This is a genomic window from Bacillus sp. FSL L8-0528, assembly GCF_038593085.1.
Lineage (GTDB): Bacteria > Bacillota > Bacilli > Bacillales > Bacillaceae > Bacillus > Bacillus paralicheniformis.
In genome coordinates this window covers 1,599,543-1,622,782 of the sequence record NZ_CP151961.1, presented here as the reverse complement: position 1 = coordinate 1,622,782, position 23,240 = coordinate 1,599,543, and the positions used below count along the sequence as shown (strand labels likewise).

29 protein-coding genes are annotated in these 23,240 nt (G+C 46.5%); 5 read left to right on the top strand and 24 right to left on the bottom strand.

Annotated features, from left to right (window positions below; all coding sequences use genetic code 11):
* Nucleotides 1-23: 23 nt before the first annotated feature.
* From rsmH to MHI30_RS08290, 4 genes are all read right to left on the bottom strand, one after another.
* A complete protein-coding gene (gene rsmH, locus MHI30_RS08305; protein WP_075752966.1) occupies nucleotides 24-962 on the bottom strand; it encodes a 16S rRNA (cytosine(1402)-N(4))-methyltransferase RsmH in 939 nt (312 codons plus the stop codon).
* 66 nt (nucleotides 963-1,028) lie between these two features.
* Complete coding sequence (mraZ, locus tag MHI30_RS08300; RefSeq protein WP_009328555.1) at nucleotides 1,029-1,460, bottom strand: division/cell wall cluster transcriptional repressor MraZ; 432 nt, start codon at nucleotides 1,458-1,460, stop codon at nucleotides 1,029-1,031.
* 125 nt (nucleotides 1,461-1,585) lie between these two features.
* Nucleotides 1,586-3,202 (bottom strand): bacillithiol biosynthesis cysteine-adding enzyme BshC, encoded by a 1,617-nt coding sequence (gene bshC / locus MHI30_RS08295; protein WP_075752968.1) that lies wholly within the window; start codon nucleotides 3,200-3,202, stop codon nucleotides 1,586-1,588.
* A 78-nt stretch (nucleotides 3,203-3,280) separates the two neighbouring features.
* The gene (locus MHI30_RS08290; RefSeq protein ID WP_075752970.1) at nucleotides 3,281-4,168 is read right to left on the bottom strand and encodes a 2-dehydropantoate 2-reductase; all 888 of its coding nucleotides are present in this window, start codon (nucleotides 4,166-4,168) and stop codon (nucleotides 3,281-3,283) included.
* A 182-nt stretch (nucleotides 4,169-4,350) separates the two neighbouring features.
* Between MHI30_RS08290 and MHI30_RS08285 the strand changes: the two genes are divergently transcribed.
* Complete coding sequence (locus tag MHI30_RS08285; RefSeq protein WP_075752972.1) at nucleotides 4,351-4,830, top strand: N-acetyltransferase; 480 nt, start codon at nucleotides 4,351-4,353, stop codon at nucleotides 4,828-4,830.
* A gap of 35 nt (nucleotides 4,831-4,865) precedes the next feature.
* On the opposite strand, the gene gerR is transcribed toward MHI30_RS08285, so the two are convergent.
* The 3 genes from gerR to MHI30_RS08270 all read right to left on the bottom strand — a co-directional run bounded on the left by gerR (nucleotide 4,866) and on the right by MHI30_RS08270 (nucleotide 6,330).
* Nucleotides 4,866-5,471, bottom strand: a complete 606-nt coding sequence (gene gerR / locus MHI30_RS08280; protein WP_075752974.1) for a sporulation-specific transcriptional regulator GerR — start codon at nucleotides 5,469-5,471, stop codon at nucleotides 4,866-4,868.
* Between the two features lie 146 nt (nucleotides 5,472-5,617).
* Nucleotides 5,618-5,791 carry a 50S ribosomal protein L32 gene (rpmF, locus tag MHI30_RS08275; protein WP_003181522.1) on the bottom strand — a complete coding sequence of 58 codons (174 nt, stop codon included), beginning with the start codon at nucleotides 5,789-5,791 and terminating at the stop codon, nucleotides 5,618-5,620.
* 23 nt (nucleotides 5,792-5,814) lie between these two features.
* Nucleotides 5,815-6,330 (bottom strand): DUF177 domain-containing protein, encoded by a 516-nt coding sequence (locus MHI30_RS08270; protein ID WP_075752976.1) that lies wholly within the window; start codon nucleotides 6,328-6,330, stop codon nucleotides 5,815-5,817.
* Nucleotides 6,331-6,547: 217 nt separating this feature from the next.
* Here MHI30_RS08270 and MHI30_RS08265 point away from each other — a divergent pair, with 217 nt between their 5' ends.
* A complete protein-coding gene (locus tag MHI30_RS08265) occupies nucleotides 6,548-7,798 on the top strand; it encodes a nucleotidyltransferase (RefSeq protein WP_075752978.1) in 1,251 nt (416 codons plus the stop codon).
* A gap of 19 nt (nucleotides 7,799-7,817) precedes the next feature.
* Here MHI30_RS08265 and MHI30_RS08260 read toward each other — a convergent pair whose 3' ends face one another.
* A complete protein-coding gene (locus tag MHI30_RS08260) occupies nucleotides 7,818-8,840 on the bottom strand; it encodes a SepM family pheromone-processing serine protease (RefSeq protein ID WP_075752980.1) in 1,023 nt (340 codons plus the stop codon).
* A 321-nt stretch (nucleotides 8,841-9,161) separates the two neighbouring features.
* On the opposite strand from MHI30_RS08260, the gene ylbJ reads away from it, so the two are divergent.
* Complete coding sequence (ylbJ, locus tag MHI30_RS08255) at nucleotides 9,162-10,382, top strand: sporulation integral membrane protein YlbJ (protein WP_075752982.1); 1,221 nt, start codon at nucleotides 9,162-9,164, stop codon at nucleotides 10,380-10,382.
* Between the two features lie 8 nt (nucleotides 10,383-10,390).
* Here ylbJ and coaD read toward each other — a convergent pair whose 3' ends face one another.
* From coaD to MHI30_RS08205, 10 genes are all read right to left on the bottom strand, one after another.
* A complete protein-coding gene (gene coaD / locus MHI30_RS08250) occupies nucleotides 10,391-10,885 on the bottom strand; it encodes a pantetheine-phosphate adenylyltransferase (RefSeq protein ID WP_020451285.1) in 495 nt (164 codons plus the stop codon).
* Nucleotides 10,878-11,444, bottom strand: coding sequence for a 16S rRNA (guanine(966)-N(2))-methyltransferase RsmD (gene rsmD / locus MHI30_RS08245; protein ID WP_075752984.1), 567 nt, complete (start codon nucleotides 11,442-11,444; stop codon nucleotides 10,878-10,880). The genes coaD and rsmD overlap by 8 nt, the downstream gene beginning before the upstream one ends.
* 48 nt (nucleotides 11,445-11,492) lie before the next feature.
* Entirely contained in the window at nucleotides 11,493-11,627 is a 135-nt protein-coding gene (locus MHI30_RS08240) for a hypothetical protein (protein ID WP_256700665.1), read from the bottom strand.
* A 108-nt stretch (nucleotides 11,628-11,735) separates the two neighbouring features.
* A complete protein-coding gene (locus tag MHI30_RS08235) occupies nucleotides 11,736-12,008 on the bottom strand; it encodes a YlbG family protein (protein ID WP_009328559.1) in 273 nt (90 codons plus the stop codon).
* Nucleotides 12,009-12,078: 70 nt separating this feature from the next.
* Nucleotides 12,079-12,528, bottom strand: coding sequence for a YlbF family regulator (locus tag MHI30_RS08230; protein WP_020451283.1), 450 nt, complete (start codon nucleotides 12,526-12,528; stop codon nucleotides 12,079-12,081).
* Nucleotides 12,529-12,600: 72 nt separating this feature from the next.
* Complete coding sequence (locus MHI30_RS08225; protein ID WP_256700666.1) at nucleotides 12,601-12,729, bottom strand: hypothetical protein; 129 nt, start codon at nucleotides 12,727-12,729, stop codon at nucleotides 12,601-12,603.
* A 77-nt stretch (nucleotides 12,730-12,806) separates the two neighbouring features.
* Nucleotides 12,807-13,046: a YlbE-like family protein gene (locus MHI30_RS08220; protein WP_075752986.1), complete on the bottom strand. Its 240-nt coding sequence runs from the start codon at nucleotides 13,044-13,046 to the stop codon at nucleotides 12,807-12,809.
* Nucleotides 13,047-13,060: 14 nt separating this feature from the next.
* Complete coding sequence (locus tag MHI30_RS08215; RefSeq protein ID WP_075752988.1) at nucleotides 13,061-13,459, bottom strand: YlbD family protein; 399 nt, start codon at nucleotides 13,457-13,459, stop codon at nucleotides 13,061-13,063.
* Nucleotides 13,460-13,636: 177 nt separating this feature from the next.
* Complete coding sequence (locus tag MHI30_RS08210; protein ID WP_075752990.1) at nucleotides 13,637-14,680, bottom strand: CAP domain-containing protein; 1,044 nt, start codon at nucleotides 14,678-14,680, stop codon at nucleotides 13,637-13,639.
* 141 nt (nucleotides 14,681-14,821) lie between these two features.
* A complete protein-coding gene (locus MHI30_RS08205) occupies nucleotides 14,822-15,268 on the bottom strand; it encodes a CBS domain-containing protein (protein ID WP_075752992.1) in 447 nt (148 codons plus the stop codon).
* Nucleotides 15,269-15,436: 168 nt separating this feature from the next.
* Here MHI30_RS08205 and MHI30_RS08200 point away from each other — a divergent pair, with 168 nt between their 5' ends.
* A complete protein-coding gene (locus tag MHI30_RS08200) occupies nucleotides 15,437-15,796 on the top strand; it encodes a YugN family protein (RefSeq protein ID WP_020451278.1) in 360 nt (119 codons plus the stop codon).
* Between the two features lie 56 nt (nucleotides 15,797-15,852).
* Here MHI30_RS08200 and ctaG read toward each other — a convergent pair whose 3' ends face one another.
* From ctaG to cyoE, 6 genes are all read right to left on the bottom strand, one after another.
* The gene (ctaG, locus tag MHI30_RS08195; protein ID WP_237562683.1) at nucleotides 15,853-16,752 is read right to left on the bottom strand and encodes a cytochrome c oxidase assembly factor CtaG; all 900 of its coding nucleotides are present in this window, start codon (nucleotides 16,750-16,752) and stop codon (nucleotides 15,853-15,855) included.
* Between the two features lie 34 nt (nucleotides 16,753-16,786).
* The gene (gene ctaF / locus MHI30_RS08190; protein WP_003181487.1) at nucleotides 16,787-17,116 is read right to left on the bottom strand and encodes a cytochrome c oxidase subunit IVB; all 330 of its coding nucleotides are present in this window, start codon (nucleotides 17,114-17,116) and stop codon (nucleotides 16,787-16,789) included.
* A gap of 2 nt (nucleotides 17,117-17,118) precedes the next feature.
* The gene (gene ctaE, locus MHI30_RS08185) at nucleotides 17,119-17,742 is read right to left on the bottom strand and encodes a cytochrome c oxidase subunit III (protein ID WP_020451275.1); all 624 of its coding nucleotides are present in this window, start codon (nucleotides 17,740-17,742) and stop codon (nucleotides 17,119-17,121) included.
* Nucleotides 17,742-19,613 carry a cytochrome c oxidase subunit I gene (gene ctaD / locus MHI30_RS08180; protein ID WP_026579767.1) on the bottom strand — a complete coding sequence of 624 codons (1,872 nt, stop codon included), beginning with the start codon at nucleotides 19,611-19,613 and terminating at the stop codon, nucleotides 17,742-17,744. Before ctaD ends, ctaE begins: the two co-directional genes overlap by 1 nt.
* A gap of 29 nt (nucleotides 19,614-19,642) precedes the next feature.
* Nucleotides 19,643-20,710, bottom strand: coding sequence for a cytochrome c oxidase subunit II (gene coxB, locus MHI30_RS08175; RefSeq protein WP_075752996.1), 1,068 nt, complete (start codon nucleotides 20,708-20,710; stop codon nucleotides 19,643-19,645).
* A 277-nt stretch (nucleotides 20,711-20,987) separates the two neighbouring features.
* Complete coding sequence (cyoE, locus tag MHI30_RS08170) at nucleotides 20,988-21,914, bottom strand: heme o synthase (RefSeq protein WP_075752998.1); 927 nt, start codon at nucleotides 21,912-21,914, stop codon at nucleotides 20,988-20,990.
* A 401-nt stretch (nucleotides 21,915-22,315) separates the two neighbouring features.
* Here cyoE and MHI30_RS08165 point away from each other — a divergent pair, with 401 nt between their 5' ends.
* Nucleotides 22,316-23,224 (top strand): heme A synthase, encoded by a 909-nt coding sequence (locus MHI30_RS08165; RefSeq protein ID WP_075753000.1) that lies wholly within the window; start codon nucleotides 22,316-22,318, stop codon nucleotides 23,222-23,224.
* Nucleotides 23,225-23,240: the final 16 nt, after the last annotated feature.

The window sequence follows — 23,240 nt, the reverse complement described above, 5'->3', positions numbered from 1 at the left end:
GACCTCCTTTTAATTCGTACAGCTCACTCTCGTGCTTTTTCCGCGATGCGCAGCTTCGCTGAGCGCGCACGGTTATTGTGTTCAAGCTCCTCTTCGGAAGCTGTGATCGGCTTTCTGTTGACTAACTTTAATTTCGGTTCAAACTCCTTGGGGATCACGGGCAGTCCGTGAGGCAGTTCAGGAGGCGATGACATCTCTTTAAATGTCGATTTGCAGATCCGGTCTTCCAGCGAGTGGAACGTGATGACCGATACCCTTCCGCCCGGCTTCAGTACCTCAATCGCCTGCAAAAGCGCTTCTTCAAACACTCTCAATTCATCGTTTACCGCAATTCGAATCGCCTGGAAGATCCGTTTAGCCGGATGCCCGCCGCTTCTTCTTGCCGGTGCGGGAATCGCCTCTTTGATGATATCGACAAGCTGGCCCGTTGTTTCAATAGCCGATTGTTCTCTTGCTTTTTCGATTTTCCTGGCAATTTGCTTGCTGAACTTCTCTTCTCCGTATTTAAAGAAGATTTTCACGAGATCCTCATAAGGCCATTCATTGACGACTTCCTTTGCCGAAAGGCCCGCCGACAGGTCCATTCGCATATCAAGAGGTGCATCATGATGATAGCTGAAGCCCCTTTCAGGTGTATCCAGCTGAGGAGATGAGACGCCTAAATCAAATAAAACACCGTCCACTTTCGTGATGCCGATTTCGTTTAGACGGTCTTTTAAATACCGAAAATTGCTTTTTATGAAAACGACTTGTCCTTCATGATCCGCCAGTTTTTCCTTCGCGTGGCGGAGTGCGGTTTCATCCTGGTCAAAAGCGACCAGCTTTCCTTTTTCAGACAGCTGTGAAAGCAAATACTCGCTGTGACCAGCACCGCCTAATGTACAGTCTACATATGTACCGTCTTCTTTTACATTTAAACCGTCAACTGTTTCTTTTAATAATACTGTTGTATGCTCAAACATTTCTTTACTTGTCCCACCTTTATTCAAATGAACTGATTGCAGAAGCGCCGCATGCGCAAAGATTCATTATATATCAAATCCGATCATGTTTTCAGCTATTTCGGCAAATGAATCTTCCTGCTCTTCTACGTATTGTTCCCAAATCTCTTTGCTCCACAATTCAATTCGATTTGAAACTCCGATGACCACGCATTCCTTCTCAAGCTTTGCATAATTTAAAAGCGGCGATGCAATGTTGATCCGGCCCTGCTTGTCCAATTCGCATTCGGTGGCTCCGGAGAAAAAAAAGCGGGTAAAAGCGCGTGCATCTTTCTTCGTAAGAGGAAGGGCCTTCAGTTTTTCTTCGATGAGTTTCCATTCGGACATCGGGTAGCCAAACAGGCACTGATCAAGCCCGCGCGTCAGAACAAACTGCTCGCCGAGGCCTTCTCTGAATTTCGCCGGAACGATCATGCGGCCTTTTGAATCAATCGTATGCTGGTATTCACCCATAAACATGATCTCGGCCCCCACTTTCGTTCCTCAACTCACCACTATCCACCACTTCTCTCCACAAATTTATTTTACACTGTTTTAGAACAAAAAAAAACCCTGAACTACTCAGGGTTTTTTAAAAAATTATTTCAAAGTTTGACAACTTGATGCATGTTTTGAAATGAATATGGCAAATCCTTGTATTTTTCCAAGAAATTCGGACCGTATTTGTTCAAATAATACACGATGTTCCAAATTCTCTCCTGCGGAGCATCTAAAGGCTTGATACTCGTTTGAATTTTGTCAAAATCACGCAAAATGTAGTTTTCTCTTTCTTCAATCCTTTTGATGACCGTTTTCTCCAAAAATTCGAGCTGGTCTTGAATGAAGCCCGAGTTTTTTTCTAAAAGGGGGCCGAGGCTCCCGTCGATTTCGAGGGCTTCCGCGCGCACCGCGGAATGGATGTTTTCGATTTTTTCTTTCGCCTGTTTGACCGAATCGGTAAATCCGCTTGGAACCTTATCTTCAAAATACTGCTCTTTTTTGGCGCGCGCTCCCTTTTCAATCGATTCGCGGAGTTCGATTCCCCGTTCGCCCAGCTTTTTTTCGATGTGCCGTTCAAGGAATGTAACCTGAAGCCTCGGTACGACAGGCGGCATTTTATAGCCCATAACCTGAAAAGCGCCTTTCAGCTCGCCCCAATAATTGATCTCTCCGGGACCGGCGATGAACGCCAATGTCGGAAGAAGGTATTCCTGCATGAGCGGCCTTGTTACGACATTATTGCTGAACGCCTCCGGCTTTTGGCAGATCAAATCGCAAAGCTCTGCTTCAGACCACTGAATATGAAGCTCTTTTATAAAAAACGCGCCGTTTTCTTTTTCGATTAAAAAGCGCTCGCCGTCGTGCTCATAAAAAAGGTTCGCATGCTGTGCGGCTCCTTCGATAATCGGTGTGTAGCCCAGTTGTTGCATGAATTCCTGCTGCCGTTTGACAGAATCGGTCAGCTCGTCGTTTCTGTCCAGCAGCTGCCGGAAAAAACGCGCTTCAAGAGCTCTGATGCCCGGGTCGCCGGAATTCAGAAGGATCAGGCCGTCTTGTTCAAACATGCCGGCAACAAGATATTCGAAAAAATCGGTGAAGGAAAGAGACTGCCTTATACATCGGCGCAAATGGCCGAGAAGATCATTCGTATACTCCGTTTCTTCAAATGAGGTAAAAATCCCGTCCAGCCACTTTTCGGCTTTTTCGGCATCGAGCGCTGTTTTTGACGCCTGGCTTTTTTTCCAGTGGGACTGCGGGAGCTTGTGCTTTTTTACCTTGCCCCCGTCAGAAATGTAGACGTGGTTGATTTCTTCCAGATCGTGGTCTTCCCCCGCAACCCAGAATACCGGAATGACCGGAACGTTCAGCTCTTGTTCTTTTTGCTTTGCAAATACAAGGATCGATACGATTTTATGTATGGTGTAAAGAGGACCCGTTAAAAGGCCGGCCTGCTGCCCTCCGACAACGACGACGCTTTTCGGATCGCGAAGCCGTTCGATTGTTTCATTCATGCTTGCCGATTGAAATTTGCTGTGATAGTCGAGCAAATAGTCGGCTAAAGCATCGCGGTCATACGTCCGGGAGGAAAGGTCATCCAAACGGACACTCCAACTTTCATTGCTCAGGCCGTAATCAAAAAACGGCTCTATCTCCTTTTTTCCATTTATATAGTCTCGAACAAAAGGGTTTTGACTTTGTATGGAAAGTTCAGTAAGCTGCATCTTTAGAACTTCCTTTCTCCAGTAAATAGTTAGCTTTCCGAAACGAGTATAGCACGTTCCGCGATTCGGTCAAAAGATTTAGCTCCATTCGTTTTCAAGCGCCTTGATGCTGCGATATAAAAAGGTAAGGTGCGGAGCAGACTCCCCTGACTCTTTTGCCCGCTTCAGCAGATAGCCCATGATCGCATCGGCTTCCGTTTTTCTTCCGGCCAGCACATCGGCAAGCATCGAAGACGTGTTGCTTTTTGTCCGGCGGCAGACGGAAAGAACATGGTCCCACGCTGCTTGGCGGTCTTCAAGTTCCAAAATCCGGCCCGCTTCTTCAAAGACGAGCTTCATATAGGCCTCATACATCGGCTCTTCAAGCAGTGCGCCGTTTTCCACCCGCAAAAGAGCCGTCAGCGGATTGATGCACGCATTGACAATCAATTTTCCGGAGAGGGTCTTATACCAGTCTTCGCACCAAATAAAAGGGAACGCTTCATGAACCGAAGCGAGCTCTTTTTTCAGCCGGGCGGCGGATGGGCTTCGGAACGCGCTCCATTTTACGGCCCCTTTTCCCGTGTGCCGGAATGTGCGGTCATCCACCCTGACTGCTCCGTGTTCCACAGATCCCGTATAAATGCGGTGGCACGTCTGCCATTTTTCAAGCACGGGAATATGGGCCATTCCATTTTGCAGGAACATGATATCACGAGGAGCGGCCTGTTCCAGTTCCGGCAGAACGCCTCCGAGCTGATGCTCCTTTACGGCAACAAAAAGAAGGTCGCAGTCCGGATCAAGTTCAGTCCTGCCTCTGACGTTCACGATCATCTCTTTGTCGTCTTCTAGAAGGCGGATTCCCTTTTCTTCAATCGCTTCAGCCTGTTCCTTTCTCCGAGCGATCACCGTCACTTCGTGGCCGAATGAAAAATAGTATGCAAAAAGGAGGCCGACCGAGCCTCCTCCGATGACTCCGATTCTCACATTCTCACACCCTGATTTTTTCATATACTGTATATCATAGCAGAAATTTTCGCCGTTGACTTGTAAGTTGTTTCAAATATTCAGAACCATTTCGCTTCATTATATTAGAAAATTTTTATCATTTGGATTTTTTGAAAAAAGCGTTTACAATAGAAGTAGACCACAAACAAGGGGGTAACATAATGGTCAAAGTCGAACGTTTGCTGATCAACTACAAAACGCTTGAAGAATTTAAAAAGTTCAGGGAGTACGGGATTCAAGAGCTTTCCATGCTGGAGGACCTTGAAAGCAACATGATTGAAAACGACAGCAATTCACCTTTTTACGGCATCTATTACGGGGATCGGCTCGTTGCAAGAATGAGCCTGTATAAAGCGGATGGAAAAACCAACCAATACTTTGAAGAAGGCCAAGATTACCTCGAGCTCTGGAAGCTTGAAGTTTTGCCGGGGTATCAGCGCAACGGCTACGGTACGATGCTGGTGGAGTTCGCCAAATCATTCGGACTCCCGATTCGCACAAGCCCGCGCGTCAAATCATCCGATTTTTGGAGCAAGATGGGCTTTACACCGGTTAAATATGATATGGCCCGGGATAAAGGGGAAAATCCGCTCGTTTGGTATCCTGCGAGCGAACCAAATCAAAGTTCTGAATCAGCCTAAATGAAAAAAGCCGGCCGAAAGCGGATGGCCGGTTTTCATTTTTCAAGCGTCTCGAGATTTTCATTCGACTCCGGCTGGAGCTTCACCTTTTTGTTTCGTTCGCCTTCTTGAAGAACGACCATTTTTCGGGCTCTCTCCATGATTTCAATCAAGGCTTTATAATCCTCTTCCGTCAATTCAAGCCGTTTTTTCAGCGATTGATTTTCGCTTCGCAGCTTTTCAACTTCTTGTTTCAGCTCATTGATTTCTTCAGCGAGCTTTTTCTTCTCATCTATAAAGTCTTTTTGAACCGGGGCTTCTTTCAGCTTTTCAAGGTATTGAATAACATCATCGAGCGTCAGATTTTCCGCATTGCTCCCGGAAACCGTTTTGACAGATCCAGGAAGATTCGCGGAATGGACGCCTATTTTTTTGCGCAGCTCTTTGCGCTGCTTTTTTGCCAGTTCAATGCCTGATTGGTATTGCTTTCTGACAAAGGAATTCCAGCGGAATCCGCAGGCAGCGGCCGTTCTGCTTAAAGCCTTGCCCACTTCTTCAAAGGCCGAAAGCTGTGTGCCGCCTTCCCGAATGTGCCTTAAAACAACCTCAGCCAGCAATATATCTTCATCCTGTGTCCATGCATCCTGCCTTGTAATCGTCAAATGTTATCCCCCTCCATGACTTTATGAATTTAACTCATACATATGCGGCTGATAGAGTAGATAGACTATTTTCTTTACAGGAAATAAAAGGATGAAGGGAATAAAAAAACACAAGACCTGAAGTCTTGTGCTTTCATTGTTGACGATTAGTTGCTTTTTACGTCTTTTCCTTTGTATGATCCACATGCTTTGCAGACGCGGTGTGAAAGTTTCATCTCACCGCAGTTTGGGCATTCTACCATACCAGGCACTTGCAATTTAAAGTGTGTACGACGAAGTCTTTTTTTCGTTTTAGAAGTTCTTCTAAAAGGTACAGCCATTATTCCCACCTCCTTAAAGAGCGTTAAGATTCATCATCTTGTTTTAAGAGCTTCTCGAGTCCGGCAAGTCTCGGATCGATCCGGTCTTTCCGGTCATCTTCTGTAATGACCTGCCAATCCTTGCCCTCCTGCGGAGCACCTTCTTCTTTTTGAACAGACTCACAAAAGATTTGCATAGGGATCTCAAGAAGGATTTCTTCTTTCACGACCGGAGTCAAGTCGATAAGGTCATCCTCAACAACATGGACGTCTTCATCTTCCAATTCCTCGGTCTTATGAAATATAAACAGTTCTTTTGTAGAAATACTGAATGGATAACGAACATCAACAAGCGTTCTTGAGCAAGGCAAGATCATCTCGCCTGAAATGGTAAAATCAAATGCAGCCTGCTTTGAGCGGATTTCCGCGCGCCCTTTCACCCGCACCGGTGAAATGCTGCGTATTTCCGAGCTTTGAGAGAGTTCGCTTAAATCAACGGTTTCATCAAATTCAAAGTCTTTCTTCGGCATTTGATTCAACTGATGTATCGTCCATTTCATTGTATCACCTCTAAGTGAGCAACAAACATGATTATAGCTTTCATCATGTTTTTTGTCAATATTTTTTCTTTACAGATATGCGCCTGCGCTTTTCATTCGTTGACATTGTGAACAACAATTCATACACTTAGAAAAAATGCTGTTTTCGCTAGGCGTCTGGACATTCCATGTGTAAATGTATCATAACTATTTCAAGAGATGCAAGAGAGGTGAAAAAATGAAAGCGGTCGGCCTTGTTGTGGAATACAACCCATTTCATAACGGACATTTATATCATATAAAGGAAGCAAAATCGGAAACCCGGAGCGAGGTGGCGGTTGCCGTTATGAGCGGCTCCTTTTTACAGCGCGGCGAACCCGCCGTCGTCTCAAAGTGGGCGCGAACGAAGATGGCGCTCGCATCTTTTGCCGATGTCGTCGTTGAACTTCCTTACATATTCGCTGTTCAAAAAGCGGAAACGTTTGCTGAAGGCGCCGTCGCGATTTTAAATGAATTAGGGTGTGCTTCTTTGTTTTTCGGAAGCGAGCACGGCGATATTGAGGCGTTTCTCAATACAGCTGCACATACGATAGAGCACGAAGACGGGCTCAACGAAGAAGCAAAAAAACAGATAGCTTTTGGGCTGAGCTACCCGCAAGCGATGGCAAAGGCGTTCCGGGCTGTAACCGGAGACGGCAGAAACATTGTTGACCTTTCAAAGCCGAACAACATACTCGGATTCCATTATGTGAAAGCCATCGTGCAAAAGCAATACAGCATGAAGCCCGAAACCGTCAAGCGCCGATCCTCGGGCTATCACGATTCGGCCTTCCCGGAAGCGGACCGAATCGCAAGCGCCACAAGCATACGCAAATCGATCTTTGAAACGGGGAGCCTCGCGAACAGCCGCTTCTACCTTCCAAAGCCATCGATCGACGAGCTTAATGAATACGCCCGGACTTTCGGCATGTGGCACTCGCCCGAAGATTATTTCCCCTTTTTGAAATACAGCCTCCATACAATGGATACAGAAGAGCTGAAAGGGATTTATGAAGTGGAAGAGGGACTTGAGCACCGCGCCAAAAAAGCGATCCGAAAAGCAGGCTCATTTAAGGAATACATGGAGCTTTTGAAAACGAAGCGCTATACGTGGACAAGGCTGCAGCGCATGAACACCCACATCCTCACAAAAACGAAAAAAGCCGACGTCAAGCGCATGTTAAACGAACCGTATCCGGCATACATCAGACTTCTCGGCATGACAAAAAAAGGTCAGGCCTATTTAGCCGAAAAGAAAAAAAGCTTGAGCGTACCCCTTATTACAAAGACGGGATCTTTTTCCCACCCTTCCCTTCAGCTCGACATAAAAGCGGGCCAAGTATACAGCGCCCCGCTCAAAGAGCCGGAGCGGACGATGCTGACGGAGCAGGAATATTCCCTTTCGCCGATCAGGTATGACGAAGACAGCCGGATATTTTTGCGCAAATAAAACCGCCTGATGTTGTCCATCAGGCGGTTTTTACTTTATCTTCTAAATAATGAATCGCATCATCCATCGTGTCGACAGGGACGATTTTCATATCGGTTTTAATATCTTTTGCCGTTTTGACCGCTTCTTCGTAGTTTGATCCTTTTTTTCCGCCTTCGTTCGGAGCAAAAAAGATGTCGGCTCCCGCCTTGTCTGCGGCAACGACTTTCTGGCTGATGCCGCCAATCGGACCGACTTTGCCTTCGTCATCGATCGTTCCGGTTCCAGCAATATGGTGTCCTTTCGTCTCGTCTTCTTTTGTAAGCTGGTTATAGATCTCCATTGACATCATCAGCCCTGCCGAAGGGCCGCCGATGTTTTCAATGTCCATATCGACCTCCGGCTTCACCTTGACATTGCGGTCTGTGATGAGGGATACGCCGAGCCCGGCTCTCTTCGGATCTTCTTTAAATGTTTTCAGCTTCATCTCATATGTTTTTTCTTCTTTATCCCGTTCAACTACGATTTTTACGCGGTCTCCGGCTTTTTTTGATTCGATGTAGCGGACGAAGCTCTCCGCTGAGCGGAACGTTTTTCCGTCCGCTTTTTTAATTTTGTCTCCGACTTGTATTTTTCCTTCGGCAGGCATGCCGTTGACGACCGTCATGGCATATACGCCGTTAAACGTGTAGCTGACTTCTTTTCCGGCCCGCTTATAAGCGGCGATCATCGCATTTTCCTGGGAATCTCTCATCATTTGCAGCTGGCGCTTCATATATTCCTGATCAGATTCGCCTTCTTGTTTGAAATTTTCTTCCGGAAGAATTTCGTGGTAAGGGCGCACTTTTGCCCATATGTATGTAAGCGGATTTGCAGGGCCGACTTTAACTGTCATTAAAGAAAAGCTCCCTTTTTCAGGATAGCCGTTATCGACTTTAATTAAAGGTTTCAGTTCAGTCGCTTCGCCGGGTTCTGTGATGTAATAAGGCAGCTTCACAAATGACAGCGCGGCCGTGATGATAACGATCAGTAATGCGATGCGTATAATTCTTTTTTTCAGCATGAATATGTAACCCTCCATCTTTATTTTCACCGGCTCACATCTTCGATCCGGTTCCAAATTTTCAGCCTGCATGAATTCACAGATGTATGCAATCCTTCTATTGATGCTTATCAAGGAGAAGGGCATCAGCAAGTCTAAAGCAGCTTACGGTTCATTTGTATCGCCGATCTGCAATCTGGTGGTCTAAAATGAGGACCAGCCTTCGTATAATGATAAAGAAGTTTCACGGAGAAGGCTTCCGCACAAATCGGGCAAGCTTTTCGTTTATTTTATCATGATCCTGTTTCCAATGTGTATTCACAGCCGCAAAGGGGGTTAGAAATGGACATGTCAAAGGTAAAGACACTTATGATTGCCGTTTTGCTGCTTTCGTTTACAGCCGCCGTCATCACCCATCCGCAAGAATCATTTAACGCTTCTAAAAGTGGACTTGCCATGTGGTGGGAGGTCGTATTCCCTTCCCTTTTGCCTTTTTTTATTTTATCAGAGCTCTTGATCGGGTTTGGTGTCGTCAGGTTTGTCGGGCTGCTGCTCGAGCCTTTCATGAGACCGGTGTTCCGCGTCCCCGGCGTCGGAGGGTTCGTGCTCGCGATGGGAATGGCATCTGGAAATCCGGCCGGCGCAAAACTGACTTCAAGGCTGAGACAGGAGCGGCAGATTTCCCGGGTCGAAGCAGAGCGGCTCGCTTCGTTCACCAACTCATCTAACCCGCTGTTTATTTTCGGAGCCGTTGCGGTCGGCTTTTTCCATAATCCTTCTCTCGGCGTCGTGCTTGCGGCAGCCCATTATTTGGGCAATTTCGCAGTCGGATTGACGATGCGTACTTACGGACGAAAAGAAGAAAACCGCACCGCTGTGCGAAAGAAGCTTCCTTTGCCTTCCATTAAAGATGCCTTAAAAGCGCTCCATCAGGCAAGACTTGAAGAAAAGCGGCCGCTCGGCAAACTTTTGAGCGATGCTGTCATCTCTTCCGTCCAAACGCTGTTAATGGTGGGCGGCTTCATCATTCTTTTTTCGGTTTTTAATAACATTCTTTCTGTGATGCACATCACCGACATTCTTTCGCACGCCACACGAATGGTTTTGACTGCTCTTCAATTGCCCGGTAATTTTGATAAGCCTTTATTATCGGGATTGTTTGAGATTACGCTCGGCAGCAAACTGGTCAGCACCACGGATGCGGCGCTTCTCCAGCAAGCGGTGATCGTCAGCTTTATTTTGGGTTTCAGCGGCTTCTGCGTTCAGGCGCAGGTTGCAGGCATTCTTGCTGAAACCGATATTCGCTTTAAGCCGTTTTTTATCGCCCGCATCCTCCAGGGAATTTATGCAGCGATCTTTGTTCTTATTCTTTGGAAGCCTCTTTATACATCGTTCTATTCCCCGACGGAGCCGGCCTTCTCCTTTCTGACGGCCGGGAAAACGGAATCTTTCTTTCTGCAGATGTGGAACGCGTTGGCAGAGATCGGTCCGCTCCTTACGATCGGCACCCTTCTCATCTACAGCATTCTTTATGCCAAATCTTACGCCCCTGCTAAAAAATGAGCAGCCGGTTACGGCCGCTCATTTTTTGCAAACTTTTTTTCAAGTGCAGCCTCGACCGCTTCCGGCACGAGTTCTGCGACTGAACCTTTATATTTTGCCACTTCTTTGACAATGCTTGAACTGAGGAATGAGTATTGGTTATTCGTCATCATAAAAAACGTTTCAATATTTTCATCGAGCACTTTGTTCATCGAGGTTCCCTGCATCTCGTATTCAAAGTCAGATACCGCTCTAAGCCCCCGCAGGATGACGTTCGCCTGCTTGCTCTTTGCATAATCAATTAATAGCCCCTGGAAAGATTCCACTTGCACATTCGGGATATCCTTCGTCACTTCGCGAAGCAGTCCGCAGCGTTCTTCCACCGTAAACAGCGGCTTTTTCGAAGAATTGTTCAAGACGCATACATACACTTTGTCAAACACTTTCGCCCCGCGCCTGATGATATCCAAATGTCCAAAAGTCACCGGATCAAAACTTCCGGGACAAACGGCAATGCTAGCCATCCCCATTCCCTCTCTTTCTGTATATGGTCACGCCTGTTAAGCCGTATATTTCCTGCCGGGCAAGCTGAAGTCCGCCCGCCTCGGCCGGAAGGATAACTTCCTTCCCATGCTCAGCCACAATAAACCCTCTGTCAGTCAGCATATCCGCTTCATCAATCTTCGATAAAAGCGCTTCCAGCTTTTGTTCTCGATATGGCGGGTCCAAAAAGACGGCGTCAAAGCTTGCGCCCCTTTTCACCAGCGCATGGAGAGCCCGTTCAGCGTCATTCCTGTACACCTCGGCGCGTTTTTCCAAGCCCAGTGTTTTCAAATTCCCTTTTACGGTTTGAATTGCTTTAAAATCACGGTCGACAAAAATGAAGCGGTCAAACCCCCGCGACAGCGCTTCAATGCCCAATCCGCCGCTTCCCGCGTACAGATCAAGACCCGTGCCGCCTTCAAAATACGGGCCGACCATATTAAAGATGGATTCCTTTACTTTATCAGTCGTCGGCCTTGTCGACGTGCCGGGAACCGCTTTTAAGGCACGTCCCTTATACGTCCCAGAAATCACTCTCATACTTCCACCACTTTTTCTTAAAACTCGAAAAAAATCATTCCTATCTTATCATAAAGTGTTTTCTGGCACAAACACCCAAAGTACAAATTCATATGTATAGCAAAAAGGCACAGTGGTGATAATAGTAGCAACAGCATCGATTGATGTTGTTGCCAACCGCGGAGAAGACTTACGTTTCCCCATAAGTTCTTCCTCCGGTTTCTCCTCTCCCTTTGCCTTCTCCTTAATTTTTAAGGAATAGAAGGACCCCGCAGAGGTATTTCTGCGGGGATTTTTTTAAAATAAACCAAGTTAGAGCCCGGCTTTATAGTCGTATTCTTTCGCTTTATCCTGCTTGGATTCAAACTCCATTTTCAAGAACGGTTTGTATGAAAGATCCACCTGTTTGACAAAAGAGTACGAACGTATTTTAGCGATGATTCTTTCGGCATCTTCCATATTGCAATAAACCACTACATATTTCAGCCGCTTTGAAACGTAATGAACATTTCCGAATTTCCTGAGCATTTTCGCCTGCTTCAAGGAGTGCAGCCAAACGATTAAGCCTTGACGCCTGATTTCCAAATTGTTCACCTGCCTGTCGCTCTGTGCATGAAGTTCTAAAAAAAACGAGACTCGGGGCGACCGAGCCTCATCAGGAAACTTTACAGCCGCAGCTTCCGCCTGACCCGCAGCCGCCGCCGCAAGATGAAAGATTATCAAAATAAGGGTTTCCAGTCGGTACTTTGATATGTTTTGATACAGCCTGACCGATTTCCACGCTGACTTCGTCAAGGATGGATTGCAGCTCTGTTTCCGCCTTTTTAAATTCGGCTACTGTATCGTGAAGGTCAAGCTCCCGTTTGATTTCCCTCATTTTCTTGGATATCTCTTTATAATCAGGATGATACTTGCCAAAGCGCTGCACATCCTCATACTGTTCTTTTATTTTCGTAAACGAAGCGATAATACGTCCGGCCTCTTCATCTTCGCGGAGACGCTTGTAGCATTTTCTGTAATGTTCAGCCGCCTCTGATTGAAGAATCATGTTGGCCAAATCATATGCTTCATTTTGAAGCCGCAACGATTCCATTGTGGCAAACATAGACATGCACCTCCAGCTATAGTGTATCACAAAACAGCCGTTTTCAAAAATGTCTGTGCCGCCTCCGAACTATTATTTTCCAAAAACTTCGCTTGCACAAGCAGCAGCGCGCCAATCCGAAACACCCTTGGGCTTCGGTTTATGGGTGGCGCAGCCGGCCAGCAAGAGGCACAGCGTGATCACAAGCCAGCACTTTTTCATCACAGATCAACTCCTTTACACCTAGCTTTGCCAGAATGACGCGATTTATCATCATAAAAAAAGACTCAGGCTTTAAATTAATCCTGAGTGCGCATCGCTTGAAACATTTGAAGCATCATCTGGGCCATCTGAATGCCGCCCGATAGCTGGTTGACCCTGTGAGGAATCGTTTTTTCATAAAAGTTCATCATATCGAGATGAAAGGCTGACAGGTCATTCGGATTCCGCGAAAGCTTGCGGTACCAGACCGGCTGCTCACGGATGAACCGGCGGCGCTCTTCATCAGCGAACACATACTCCTGCACTTCTTTACGCATGTCTGACTCCTTCCCTAATCTTTTCGGAAAGAAAACGGATGCTCGCCGCCGCTTTGATTCTGCTGTTTTTGGCTTCCGCCCGAAAACTGGCTGAGCAAGCTTTGCAGCGAAGAAATAGACTGGCTCATTTTATTGATCTGCTCATTCATTTGATTGGCATCCATCTTTCGGACGGCCGTCACCATTTTTGAAATGAAATCGTTTTTGCCGATAGCAGAAGGCTCCTTTTCTGCCGAAGCTTCTTGTTCCCTGTACGGATCCCAAATCGAATCGTCTTCCCCGAGCAAAACCCAGTTTTCATATACTTCCTGCCAGCTTTTTTCTTGTTTCCGGACTTCGGAAATCAACTTAGGATGCCGTTTAATAAATTGCTTAAATTTATCAATGGATGATTGCGCGTTTTGATTTGCCAACGTCTACACCCCCTCCGAAAACATATGCCTGCTATAGTGTAATCCGCCCCGGCAAAATGTGTTCGCCTAAAATTCCTCTTTTTATAGGAACCAGTGCGAAAGAGTGAGCAGCCGACCAAACATTAAAAGTTTCATGGTTTTCTCTAAAAACTAAAAACCCGGGTATGATCCCGGGCTCTAGTGCCATTCTTTAATAAAGTTCTGCGTATAATATTTCTCGTCCACCCCGACTCCGAGATGAGTATAGTCGGCATTTAACAGCGCTTTTCTGTGTCCTTCGCTGTTTAACCAGCCTTCAACCGCCGCAGGCCCGTCGACATAGTTGAGCGCGATATTTTCCCCCGCCTGCTCAAAGTTGACTTTCCCTTTTTCCAGCCTGTCTTTGAGCGTGCCTTCCGTTTCTGACACATGGGAGAAATAATGGTGCTCTTTCATGTCGCTGCTATGGCCGTATGCCACTTTTGATACGCCTTCATCCCAAGAGAGCTGAGAAAGGCCGTGTCTTGCGCGGATGACATTCGTCAAATCAAAGATCTGCTTCTCATTTGCTTTCTCGATTTTTTTCCAATCCGATTCTGTCAATGCATGAGGTTCGATCAGGGTGCCTCTGTAGACAACTTCGTACGGCCTTTGCTTGATGAAAGTCGGGGCATCAAATGCCCTGATGCTTGACAGCGTCCCCTCGAATTTATCCATATACAGCTGAACATAAATGTCTCCGACTTTCACCGTCGGCCTTGTATTCATGTCTTCCTCGGAAAACTCAAAACGGTATGAACTGCCTTTATATTGAACATTGACATACGGGGCGATCTGGGCGGTTTTGAAAACTTCCCTTGACGGCCGTCCAATTTTAAACGGAGCGGTGTTCAACCCGTCGCCTGTCGCAAACAATGTCACGGCCTTGCCGCCAAGCAAGCCGATTTGAACGTACTGTTTTTCCCCTTGGCGATAGACCCACCATTCATAATCATATGCTGAAGGATCGACCCTGTCCGGTTTCCCCAGTTTCTTTTCGATCGTCTCAGCCGACTCTCCGATAAAAGAAAGCAAGCCGGAATCGGGAATGTTCAAGGATTTCTCTTTTTTCGCATCCTCGTTTGAGACTTGCGGCTTGTCTTCCTTCACAATTTTCTCAGGCGTTGAACCGTATTGAATAAACAGCGTGTATGAAGCCGCAACGATGAGAAGGATCACAACCGCTCTTAATATATTTTTCAAACTTTCACCTCCGACTGACGGATCAATCTATCCATAAAACGGCGCACCGCATCAAAAACTTGCCTTTAGTGTCATTTAAACAGAACTGACATGAATTTTCAATGATAATACAGCCTATTAAGATGTGCGACAAAATATGTTTTAATGAAGAAAATCTCCAGGCCTCTCTTCGTTTTCCGATATAAATGTCAGCGCGTCGCCAGCCTGCCGGTTTGATTTTTTGTGGGTTGAAACATCGCCGAGCGTAATGATGCCCGCAAGCGTTTTTCCCCGTGTAACCGGGACCCTTCTGATCTGATAATCTCCCATGAGATCAACCGCTTTTTCAATTGAATCGTCTTCACTTACCGTAATGAGATTCGTCGTCATAACATTTGTAATTTTTTGCGAATTCGGTTTTTTAACGGCGATCCCCCGCAGCACCAAATCCCGGTCAGTGACGATCCCAACCAGTTCCAAGCCGTCATCAAGCACAACCGGAATCGCTCCGACATTTCCGTCTTTCATTTTCACGGCAGCCTCGTACACATTATCAAGAACTGTACAATATAATATTTCCTTTGTCATGATATCCTTCACACGTGTCAATCAGAAGACCTCCTCTTGTCTTTCGTTTGTTCATATTGTCGTCAAGCCGCCCGCGATTCATACTGTTCACAAAAATATTTATATATCGGCTAAAGCCAGGATTGAAAGTTTAACGCTTTCATACTATGATTGTCAGTAAAGGTAATTTTTTAAAGGGGGTTTTACGGGATGAAATTTGAAGAATCCGGTATTGAAGGCTTGACTGCTGACCTTAACCGGTTAGACGACATCATGGAAAACGAAGGGTTCGTAAGAGCTGGCCAATGGGATTATGAACGCGTCACATATGACCGCAAATTCGATATGGTGGAAGGCAGGTACTACCTCCGCGTGTTCGGATATGCCGTCGAAGGCGATGTGGGCGCCCGGCGCGCGGTCATCAAACTGATGACACCGCTTTTGGGCAAATATTATTATCCGCATGGAGTGGAATACGGTGAAAACGAACATTTCCCGCCACAGCTCCTCAAAACAAGCAAAACGGTGCTGAATTCGATCAAAGAAAAAGTTTCAGCGCTTGAAGTGTAGCAGACGTACATAAAAAGGGTACAGCTCCTCTGGTGAGGCTGTACCCTTTTTTCATCTTAATGAACCGTAGACGGCGAGTATCGTTCTTCTTCCAGTTCCTTTTCGTCTTTGGCTCTTTCCTTCCTCGCCCATCCGAAAAAGATAATCGCCAAAAATGTCCCGTACACGATTTCCTGTATGATTTTCATGACGATCGCGCCAAGCTGCTGATCTTCCAGAACAGGCATGCTGCTGAACATTTCCGGACCTGTAAGCGTCATTCCGCTCAGCGTATCTAGAGGAACGCACAGTTTCATTGCCTCCGCCCATGCGGCCGGATCTGAATATGTCGAATACAGAGTCGTATCGCTGAACATGATCAGCGCGCACGCCGGTGTCAGCAAAATGCCGTCAGCCATAATGTAGCCGAGTTTCAAAAGTCCGTTCATTTGCGGAAGCTCCTCGACCTTGTGAACGAGCGGCCACCACATGAAGAACGCCGCAATAAAGATCAGCACCGTAATGACGGCATGATAAACGGCATCCGTCTTAATAAAATCAAACACCAAAGGAATGTGATACATCGAAAATAAACCGTTAAACACGATAATCGCGATCAATGGTTTTGAAAAAAACCGGAACAGCGGCTTGACGACCGGCAGAAAAATGACCTTTTTCCAAAACCAAGGCGGTATGCCAAGGATGATCAAAGGCGGCACGATCAAATACAAAACCGCCATTTGCGCCATATGCGCGCTGAACATAATATGTCCCAGCAAATCAATCGGACTGCCTTTAGACGCGTATAAAAGAAGCATCGCCGTCAGGAATAAACCGATTTCTTTCCTGGATGCCCGCTCTTCTTCTGATCCAAATCGTTTCATCAGAAAAAAGTAAAGGACGGTTATGAAAACGACAGCCCCTAGGAAATAGGGGCTCCACAGGGCGCGAAAACCGAATATTTCAAGGCTGCCCAACATGAGGCATCCTCCTTTCTGTATGTCGGTTCGATTACCACCAGATAAGCGTCACAAAAGCCAAAACGGTAACAAAAGCGACCAAAACGCCCGAATAAAGGAACAAAGTCGGCGCTTCGTGCCCCCGCTGACTCATATGCATGAAGTAGTACAGCTGAAATGCAACCTGAATGACGGCCAGCAGCAGAATAAACGGCACCGTAAACCAAACGCCGGCATCTGAGGCGACCGTTAAAAAAGCGACAATGGTCAGGCCGATCATCAAACCGAATGAAATAACCTGATATCTCATGTCCTCCGCGTTTTTCTTTTTGCGGTAGGCAAGATCTGTTTTAGGATTCCCTCTGTTTTCGTTATTCACCATTTTTATCCCACCATCCCCATCAAATATACAACGGTAAAGATAAACACCCAGACAACGTCGATAAAATGCCAATAGAGGCTTGCGACAAAAAACTTCGGCGCGTTGTAAAGGCTTAATCCGCGGCGCGCATTTCTGATCATCAAAGAAAGAATCCAGAGCAGCCCGAACGTAACGTGCGCTCCGTGCGTGCCGACTAGCGTATAAAAAGCGGAGCCGAGAGCCGAGCTTTGAATGGTGAACCCATATTCGTGAATATAATGGGTGAATTCATATATTTCAAGCGCCAGGAAGCCTGCACCGAGCAGAACAGTGATTCCAAGCCAAACCTGCATCTTTTTAAAAGCAAAGTTCTTCATATGATACATGGCATATACGCTCGTTAAACTGCTCGTTAAAAGGAGCATTGTCGCAAGAAAGACCAGCCCCATGTCAAACATCTCGGTCGTTTTCGGCCCTCCTGCATTCGAATTCTTCAGCGCAAGGTATGTTGCAAAGAGAGACGCGAAAAGAACCGTCTCTCCTCCGAGAAATAGCCAAAAGCCGATAAACTTATTTTTTCCTTCTAACGTAGCTTTTTCAGGAGAAGCCGGGAAGGTTTCAGCCGTCAATTTCTCTTCTGTATGCATTATGCCTTCACCCCTTTGTCGTCATCATCCATCAGATCTTCTTTATGAATATGATACCCGTGGTCATCAATTACAGACCGGAGAAGCATCATAAATAATGTGATCCCTAATCCGATCAGAATGACAGGCAGCCCCCAGGCAAATTCCGTCCGGTACATGAAGCCGAAGGCGGATATAAACAGCCCGAGTGACATGATGAACGGGAGAATCGATCCGTTTGGCATATGGACGTCCTGAAGCGGCTCCGCGGCGGTCATTGACTGCTTGCCGGCTCTTTTTTCGATCCATAAAGCATCGAGGCCTCTGACCAAAGGCAGCTGTTTAAAGTTGTACTCAGGAGGCGGCGAAGAAACAGCCCACTCAAGCGTTCTTCCGTCATGCCAAGGATCGCTGCCGACTTTTTCCCCTTTGGCAGTCGTCACGATAATATTGATCACGAGTATGATGACCGCAGCCGCCATAAACACAGCTCCGATTGAACTGATCAGGTTCGCCATGTCAAATCCCTGATTCGGCAAGTAAGTGAACACGCGTCTCGGCATTCCCCATAATCCGAGCCAATGCTGGATGAAGAAAGTCAGATGGAACCCGATGAAAAACAGCACAAATGTTATTTTGCCCAACGCTTCGCTCAGCATTTTCCCGAACATTTTCGGCCACCAGTAATGAGCTCCGGCGAGGATGGCAAACACCACTCCGCCGATGATGACGTAATGGAAGTGGGCCACGACAAAGTACGTGTCGTGGAACTGATAGTCAGCCGGTGCAGCAGCAAGCATGACACCTGTCACCCCGCCCATGACAAACGACGGTATAAAGGATATCGCGTAAAGCATCGGCGTTGTAAACTTAATGCTCCCGCCCCAAGCCGTGAGCAGCCAGTTGAAGATTTTAATTCCGGTCGGGACGGCAATGGCCATCGTCGCCACCGCAAAAATGGCGTTCGCCACAGGCCCGAGTCCCGTTGTAAACATATGGTGGGCCCAAACCATGAAGCCTAAAAAGCCGATCAATACGGTCGCAAATACCATTGAAGAATAACCGAACAGCCTTTTTCTCGCAAAAACCGGAATGATTTCCGAAAAGATTCCGAACGCAGGGAGTACGAGAATATAAACTTCAGGGTGTCCGAAGATCCAGAACAGATGCTCCCAAATGATCGTATTACCGCCTAATTCCGGATTGAAAAAGCTCGTTCCGAACAACCGGTCCAGCATCAAGAGCGCGATGCCTACGGTCAGCGGCGGGAACGCGAACAAAATCAAAGCCGAAGCGACGAATGTCGTCCATGTGAAAAGCGGCAGCCTCATGTATGTCATGCCCGGCGCCCTCATATTGATAATCGTCGCGAGAAAGTTAATCCCGGCAATCAGCGTACCGATCCCGGCAATTTGCAGGCCGAGAACATAGAAATCGATCCCATGCCCTTCAGAATGAAGGGAAAGCGACGCGTAAGACGTCCAGCCGGCATCGGGTGCCCCTCCCAAAAACCAGCTTAAATTCAGAAAGATGCCGCCGAAAAGAAACAGCCAGAAGCCGAGCGAGTTCAAGAATGGAAACGCAACATCCCTCGCGCCTATCTGCAGCGGAACGACGGCGTTCATCAGTGCGAACAAAAGCGGCATCGCTGCCAGGAAAATCATCGTTGTACCGTGCATCGTCATGATCTCATTGTAGACTCCGCCGCTCATGATGTCATTGTTCGGTATCATCAGCTGAACCCTAATCAGCATCGCTTCGATTCCACCGAGCACAAAGAAGAACCCGCCGCCCAGCAAATAAAGGATGGCAATCTTTTTATGATCGACAGTCGTTAAATAGTCCCATAATACAGCCCCAAAACCTTGCTTTTTCTTAAGCGTACTCACAATGTAACCTCCCTCATTCTCCCTTTGAAGCGTTAGTCTTCCGTTTTTAACCCCTTTAAATATTCAGTCAGTGCATCAAGTTCCTTGTCGCTCAAATCAGGGTATGTGCCGGTCATTTTGTTGCCCGGTTTTATGCTTTCAGGATCCTTGAGCCACGCTCTCAAGTTTTCATCGCTGAATTCCTTCACCCCGGCGATCGTCGACCGGTCTCCAAAAGTCGCGAGGTTCGGAGCCGTTCTGGCCGCTTCCGCCCTTTGGTCTTTTGAATCGGTCGCATGACAGCTCAGGCAGTTTTTCTCTTTGAACACTTTTTCTCCTTCAACAGCGAGATCGGTTTTCGCCCCCGCTTTATAGTTTTCCATATCGCTCATCCATTTCTTGAACTCATCCTTCGAAACCGCTTTAACTTTAAAGTCCATTAAAGCATGGGAAGGTCCGCAGAGCTCGGCGCATTTCCCGTAGAAATAGTCTCCGGCTTTTTCCGCGCGTTTTGAATCGAACGTTAAGAAGAATTTGTTTTCATTGTCTGTGTTCGTATCAATCTTACCCCCGACTGAAGGAACCCAGAATGAATGTTTGACATCGGAAGCTTTCAGCTTAAAGTAAACGCGTTCATCGGTCGGCACGACCAGCTCCTGGCTCGTCACCACGCCGTAGTCAGGATATTCGAATTCCCACCAGTAAAGGTTCGCCCGGACGTTGACGACCAGCGCCTTCTCCGGATCCCTGTTTTTCTTATCCATCGGTTTTGTATCAGCAAGATCAAAGGTCTGTGCGACAACAGGAACAACCAGGATAAGAAGGAGAATAATTGGAATAACAGTCCATAAAATTTCTAAATTGCGGTTTCCTTCAACCTGTTTCGGGATGTGGTCATCACCGAGCTTAGATCTTCTGTACTTGACGATGACAAATACGAAAATGAAACTTACCACCACTACAACAACAACCATGATCAGCGTGCTGAGAATCATTAGGAAATACTGCTGATCAGCCACCTCGCCCGCCGGCTGCAGCGTTGATATGAACGGTTCTCCGCACCCTGCTAAAACGAGTGCCAAAATAGTGAACAGCGACATCAGACGCCATTTCTTTAACATTTCTTCCCAACCCCTTTTCAATCAATCCTTTTGAAACTTTCACTGTTCAAACGTTTATAGGACACCTATTCATTCATCTGACTCCCCACTTAAATTAAAGCACTTACATTTCCTCATTTCTTAAATAATGAGGTTTTTTACTCAAAATACCATCTATGTATGAACGTAAAGCCGCCTTGTTAAACATAATCGAAAAAATCGATAAGGCGGCTTTTACATGATTGTTGTCTGTTTGAAGTGTTAAGTGACAGCCTTCAATGTGATGAATTATAGAGTTCTATCCAATTTTAAAAAGTGTGAATACGACCATGGCAACAAAGAATATGGTCAAGTAATTTAATGAATATACAAACATGAGCGTTGCCCACTTCATGATATTTTTGCTTCTGTAACCGACCAGACCGCAAACGAGCCAGCCGATATTGAGCACCGTCCCCAAAATGACGATCGGCAGTCCGAGTCCGCCCAGGAAAAACGGCAGCGGCATTAAGCAGGCAATCCAAATGATGATTTGCCTTTTCGTCACTTCAAAACCGTGTACAACAGGCAGCATCGGTATATTTGCGGCTCTGTATTCCTCCGTTTTCTTAATCGCAAGCGCCAGAAAGTGGGGAATCTGCCAAATAAACATGATTAAAAACAGCACCCACGCCTCAACTCCGATGGAGCCTTGGACAGCGGTCCATCCGATCAAAGGAGGAACAGCCCCTGACACACTTCCGATAATCGTATTAACGGTATAGCGGCGCTTTGACCACATCGTGTATAGAAACACGTAAGTAAAGACGCCGACAAAGCCTACTGCGGCAGTTGTCAGATTGGTCATCAGCAGCATGATAAAACCGAGCGCAGTCAGCAGAATGCCGAACCACAATGCCTGTGAAGGCTGGATTTTTCCAGTCACCGTCGGCCTTGTTCTCGTCCGCTGCATGAGCTGGTCAATATCACGGTCATAATAGTTGTTGATGACGCATGATCCTGCAATAATAAGCGAGGATCCCGCTAAAGTGAACAGCACGATATCAAGGTTTCCTAGAAAGCTCAGATTTGAAAAGTAAAAAGCGAGCCACATGCCCGTAAAAGTTGTTATCAGGTTCGAGTAAACAATCCCGACTTTGATAAGGGCGAGGAAATCTTTCCATGCTGTCGTCTCTTCTATTTGTCCATTCATTGCTGTATCAGCTGTAATTCTTGTTTCAGCCATAATACTAACCCCCCTTACTCAAACCTTCATCACGTCAAGAGAAGCGGTATATTCATAAAAAACCTACAACTCTATCATACAAGATTACCGGTTGGAAAAAAACAGCCTATTAAATATTAATCGACAAACCGGTTTATATTTGTGAACTTTTTATGACTTTCTTTACAGATGAAGGAAAAGTTGTGAACAAGAGCGGAAAACCACTGTCATTCTAATATAGTTCTATCAAACGAAGCCAGAATTATCAAGTCTTCAAAACCAATAAAAATGTGAACGCCTTCTATTGCATTTTTGTGAACAATAATCATTATGAATTGCAGCAGAACATCAATTCGCTTACACTTGAAGGTGGTAAATATCTTTTTATTAGTCAGTTTGCATTAAAAAGGAGAATTGAATTTATGAATAAAGCATTAAAAGGCTTGGGAATTATCACAACTATCGCCATGCTTTTCGTGCTGATCGGCGGCGCCCTCGTCACAAAGACGGGTTCAGGAATGGGCTGCGGCAGATCTTGGCCGCTTTGCAACGGAAGCATTTTCCCGGCTCTAACCCTTGAATCGATTATCGAATGGAGCCACAGGTTTGTCAGCGGCACATCCGGCGTCCTTGTGCTGGCTCTCGCCATTTGGACATGGAAAAAAATCGGCCATATCAGAGAAACGAAATTTCTCGCGGTGATGTCGGTCGTCTTTCTCATTCTTCAGGCGCTCTTGGGTGCTGCGGCGGTCGTCTTCGGATCGTCGGCCCTGATCATGGCTTTGCACTTTGGAATCTCGCTAATTTCCTTTGCATCTGTTCTGCTGTTGACGCTCCTCGTGTTTGAAGCTGACAGCAAGCAGAAAGCCGAATCGTTTTATATAGGAAAAACCATGCAGTTTCATATGATAGGAATCATTATATACACATATATCGTCGTTTATACAGGCGCATATGTCCGGCATACGAAGTCAAGCCTTGCGTGCCTTGACTTTCCGATGTGCAGCACGCAAAACGGCTGGCTTCCAGGGAAGTTTCACGAATGGGTGCAGATGGGACACAGGGCTGCGGCGCTTCTTCTGTTCGCCTGGATCATCGCGGCAGCGGTACATGCGGCCAAACAGTATAAAAATCAAAAACGCATTTATTGGGGCTGGATGATTTCCCTGATCCTGATCATCCTTCAGGCTGCCTCAGGAATTGCGGTTGTCTACAGCAGGCTGGATTTGGGATTTGCACTCGCCCACGCTTTCTTCATTTCCTGCCTGTTCGGAATCCTTTGCTACTTCCTGCTGCTTGTTGCGCGCTATCGCAGACAGGTACAAAAATAACAATAAACGGTTGATC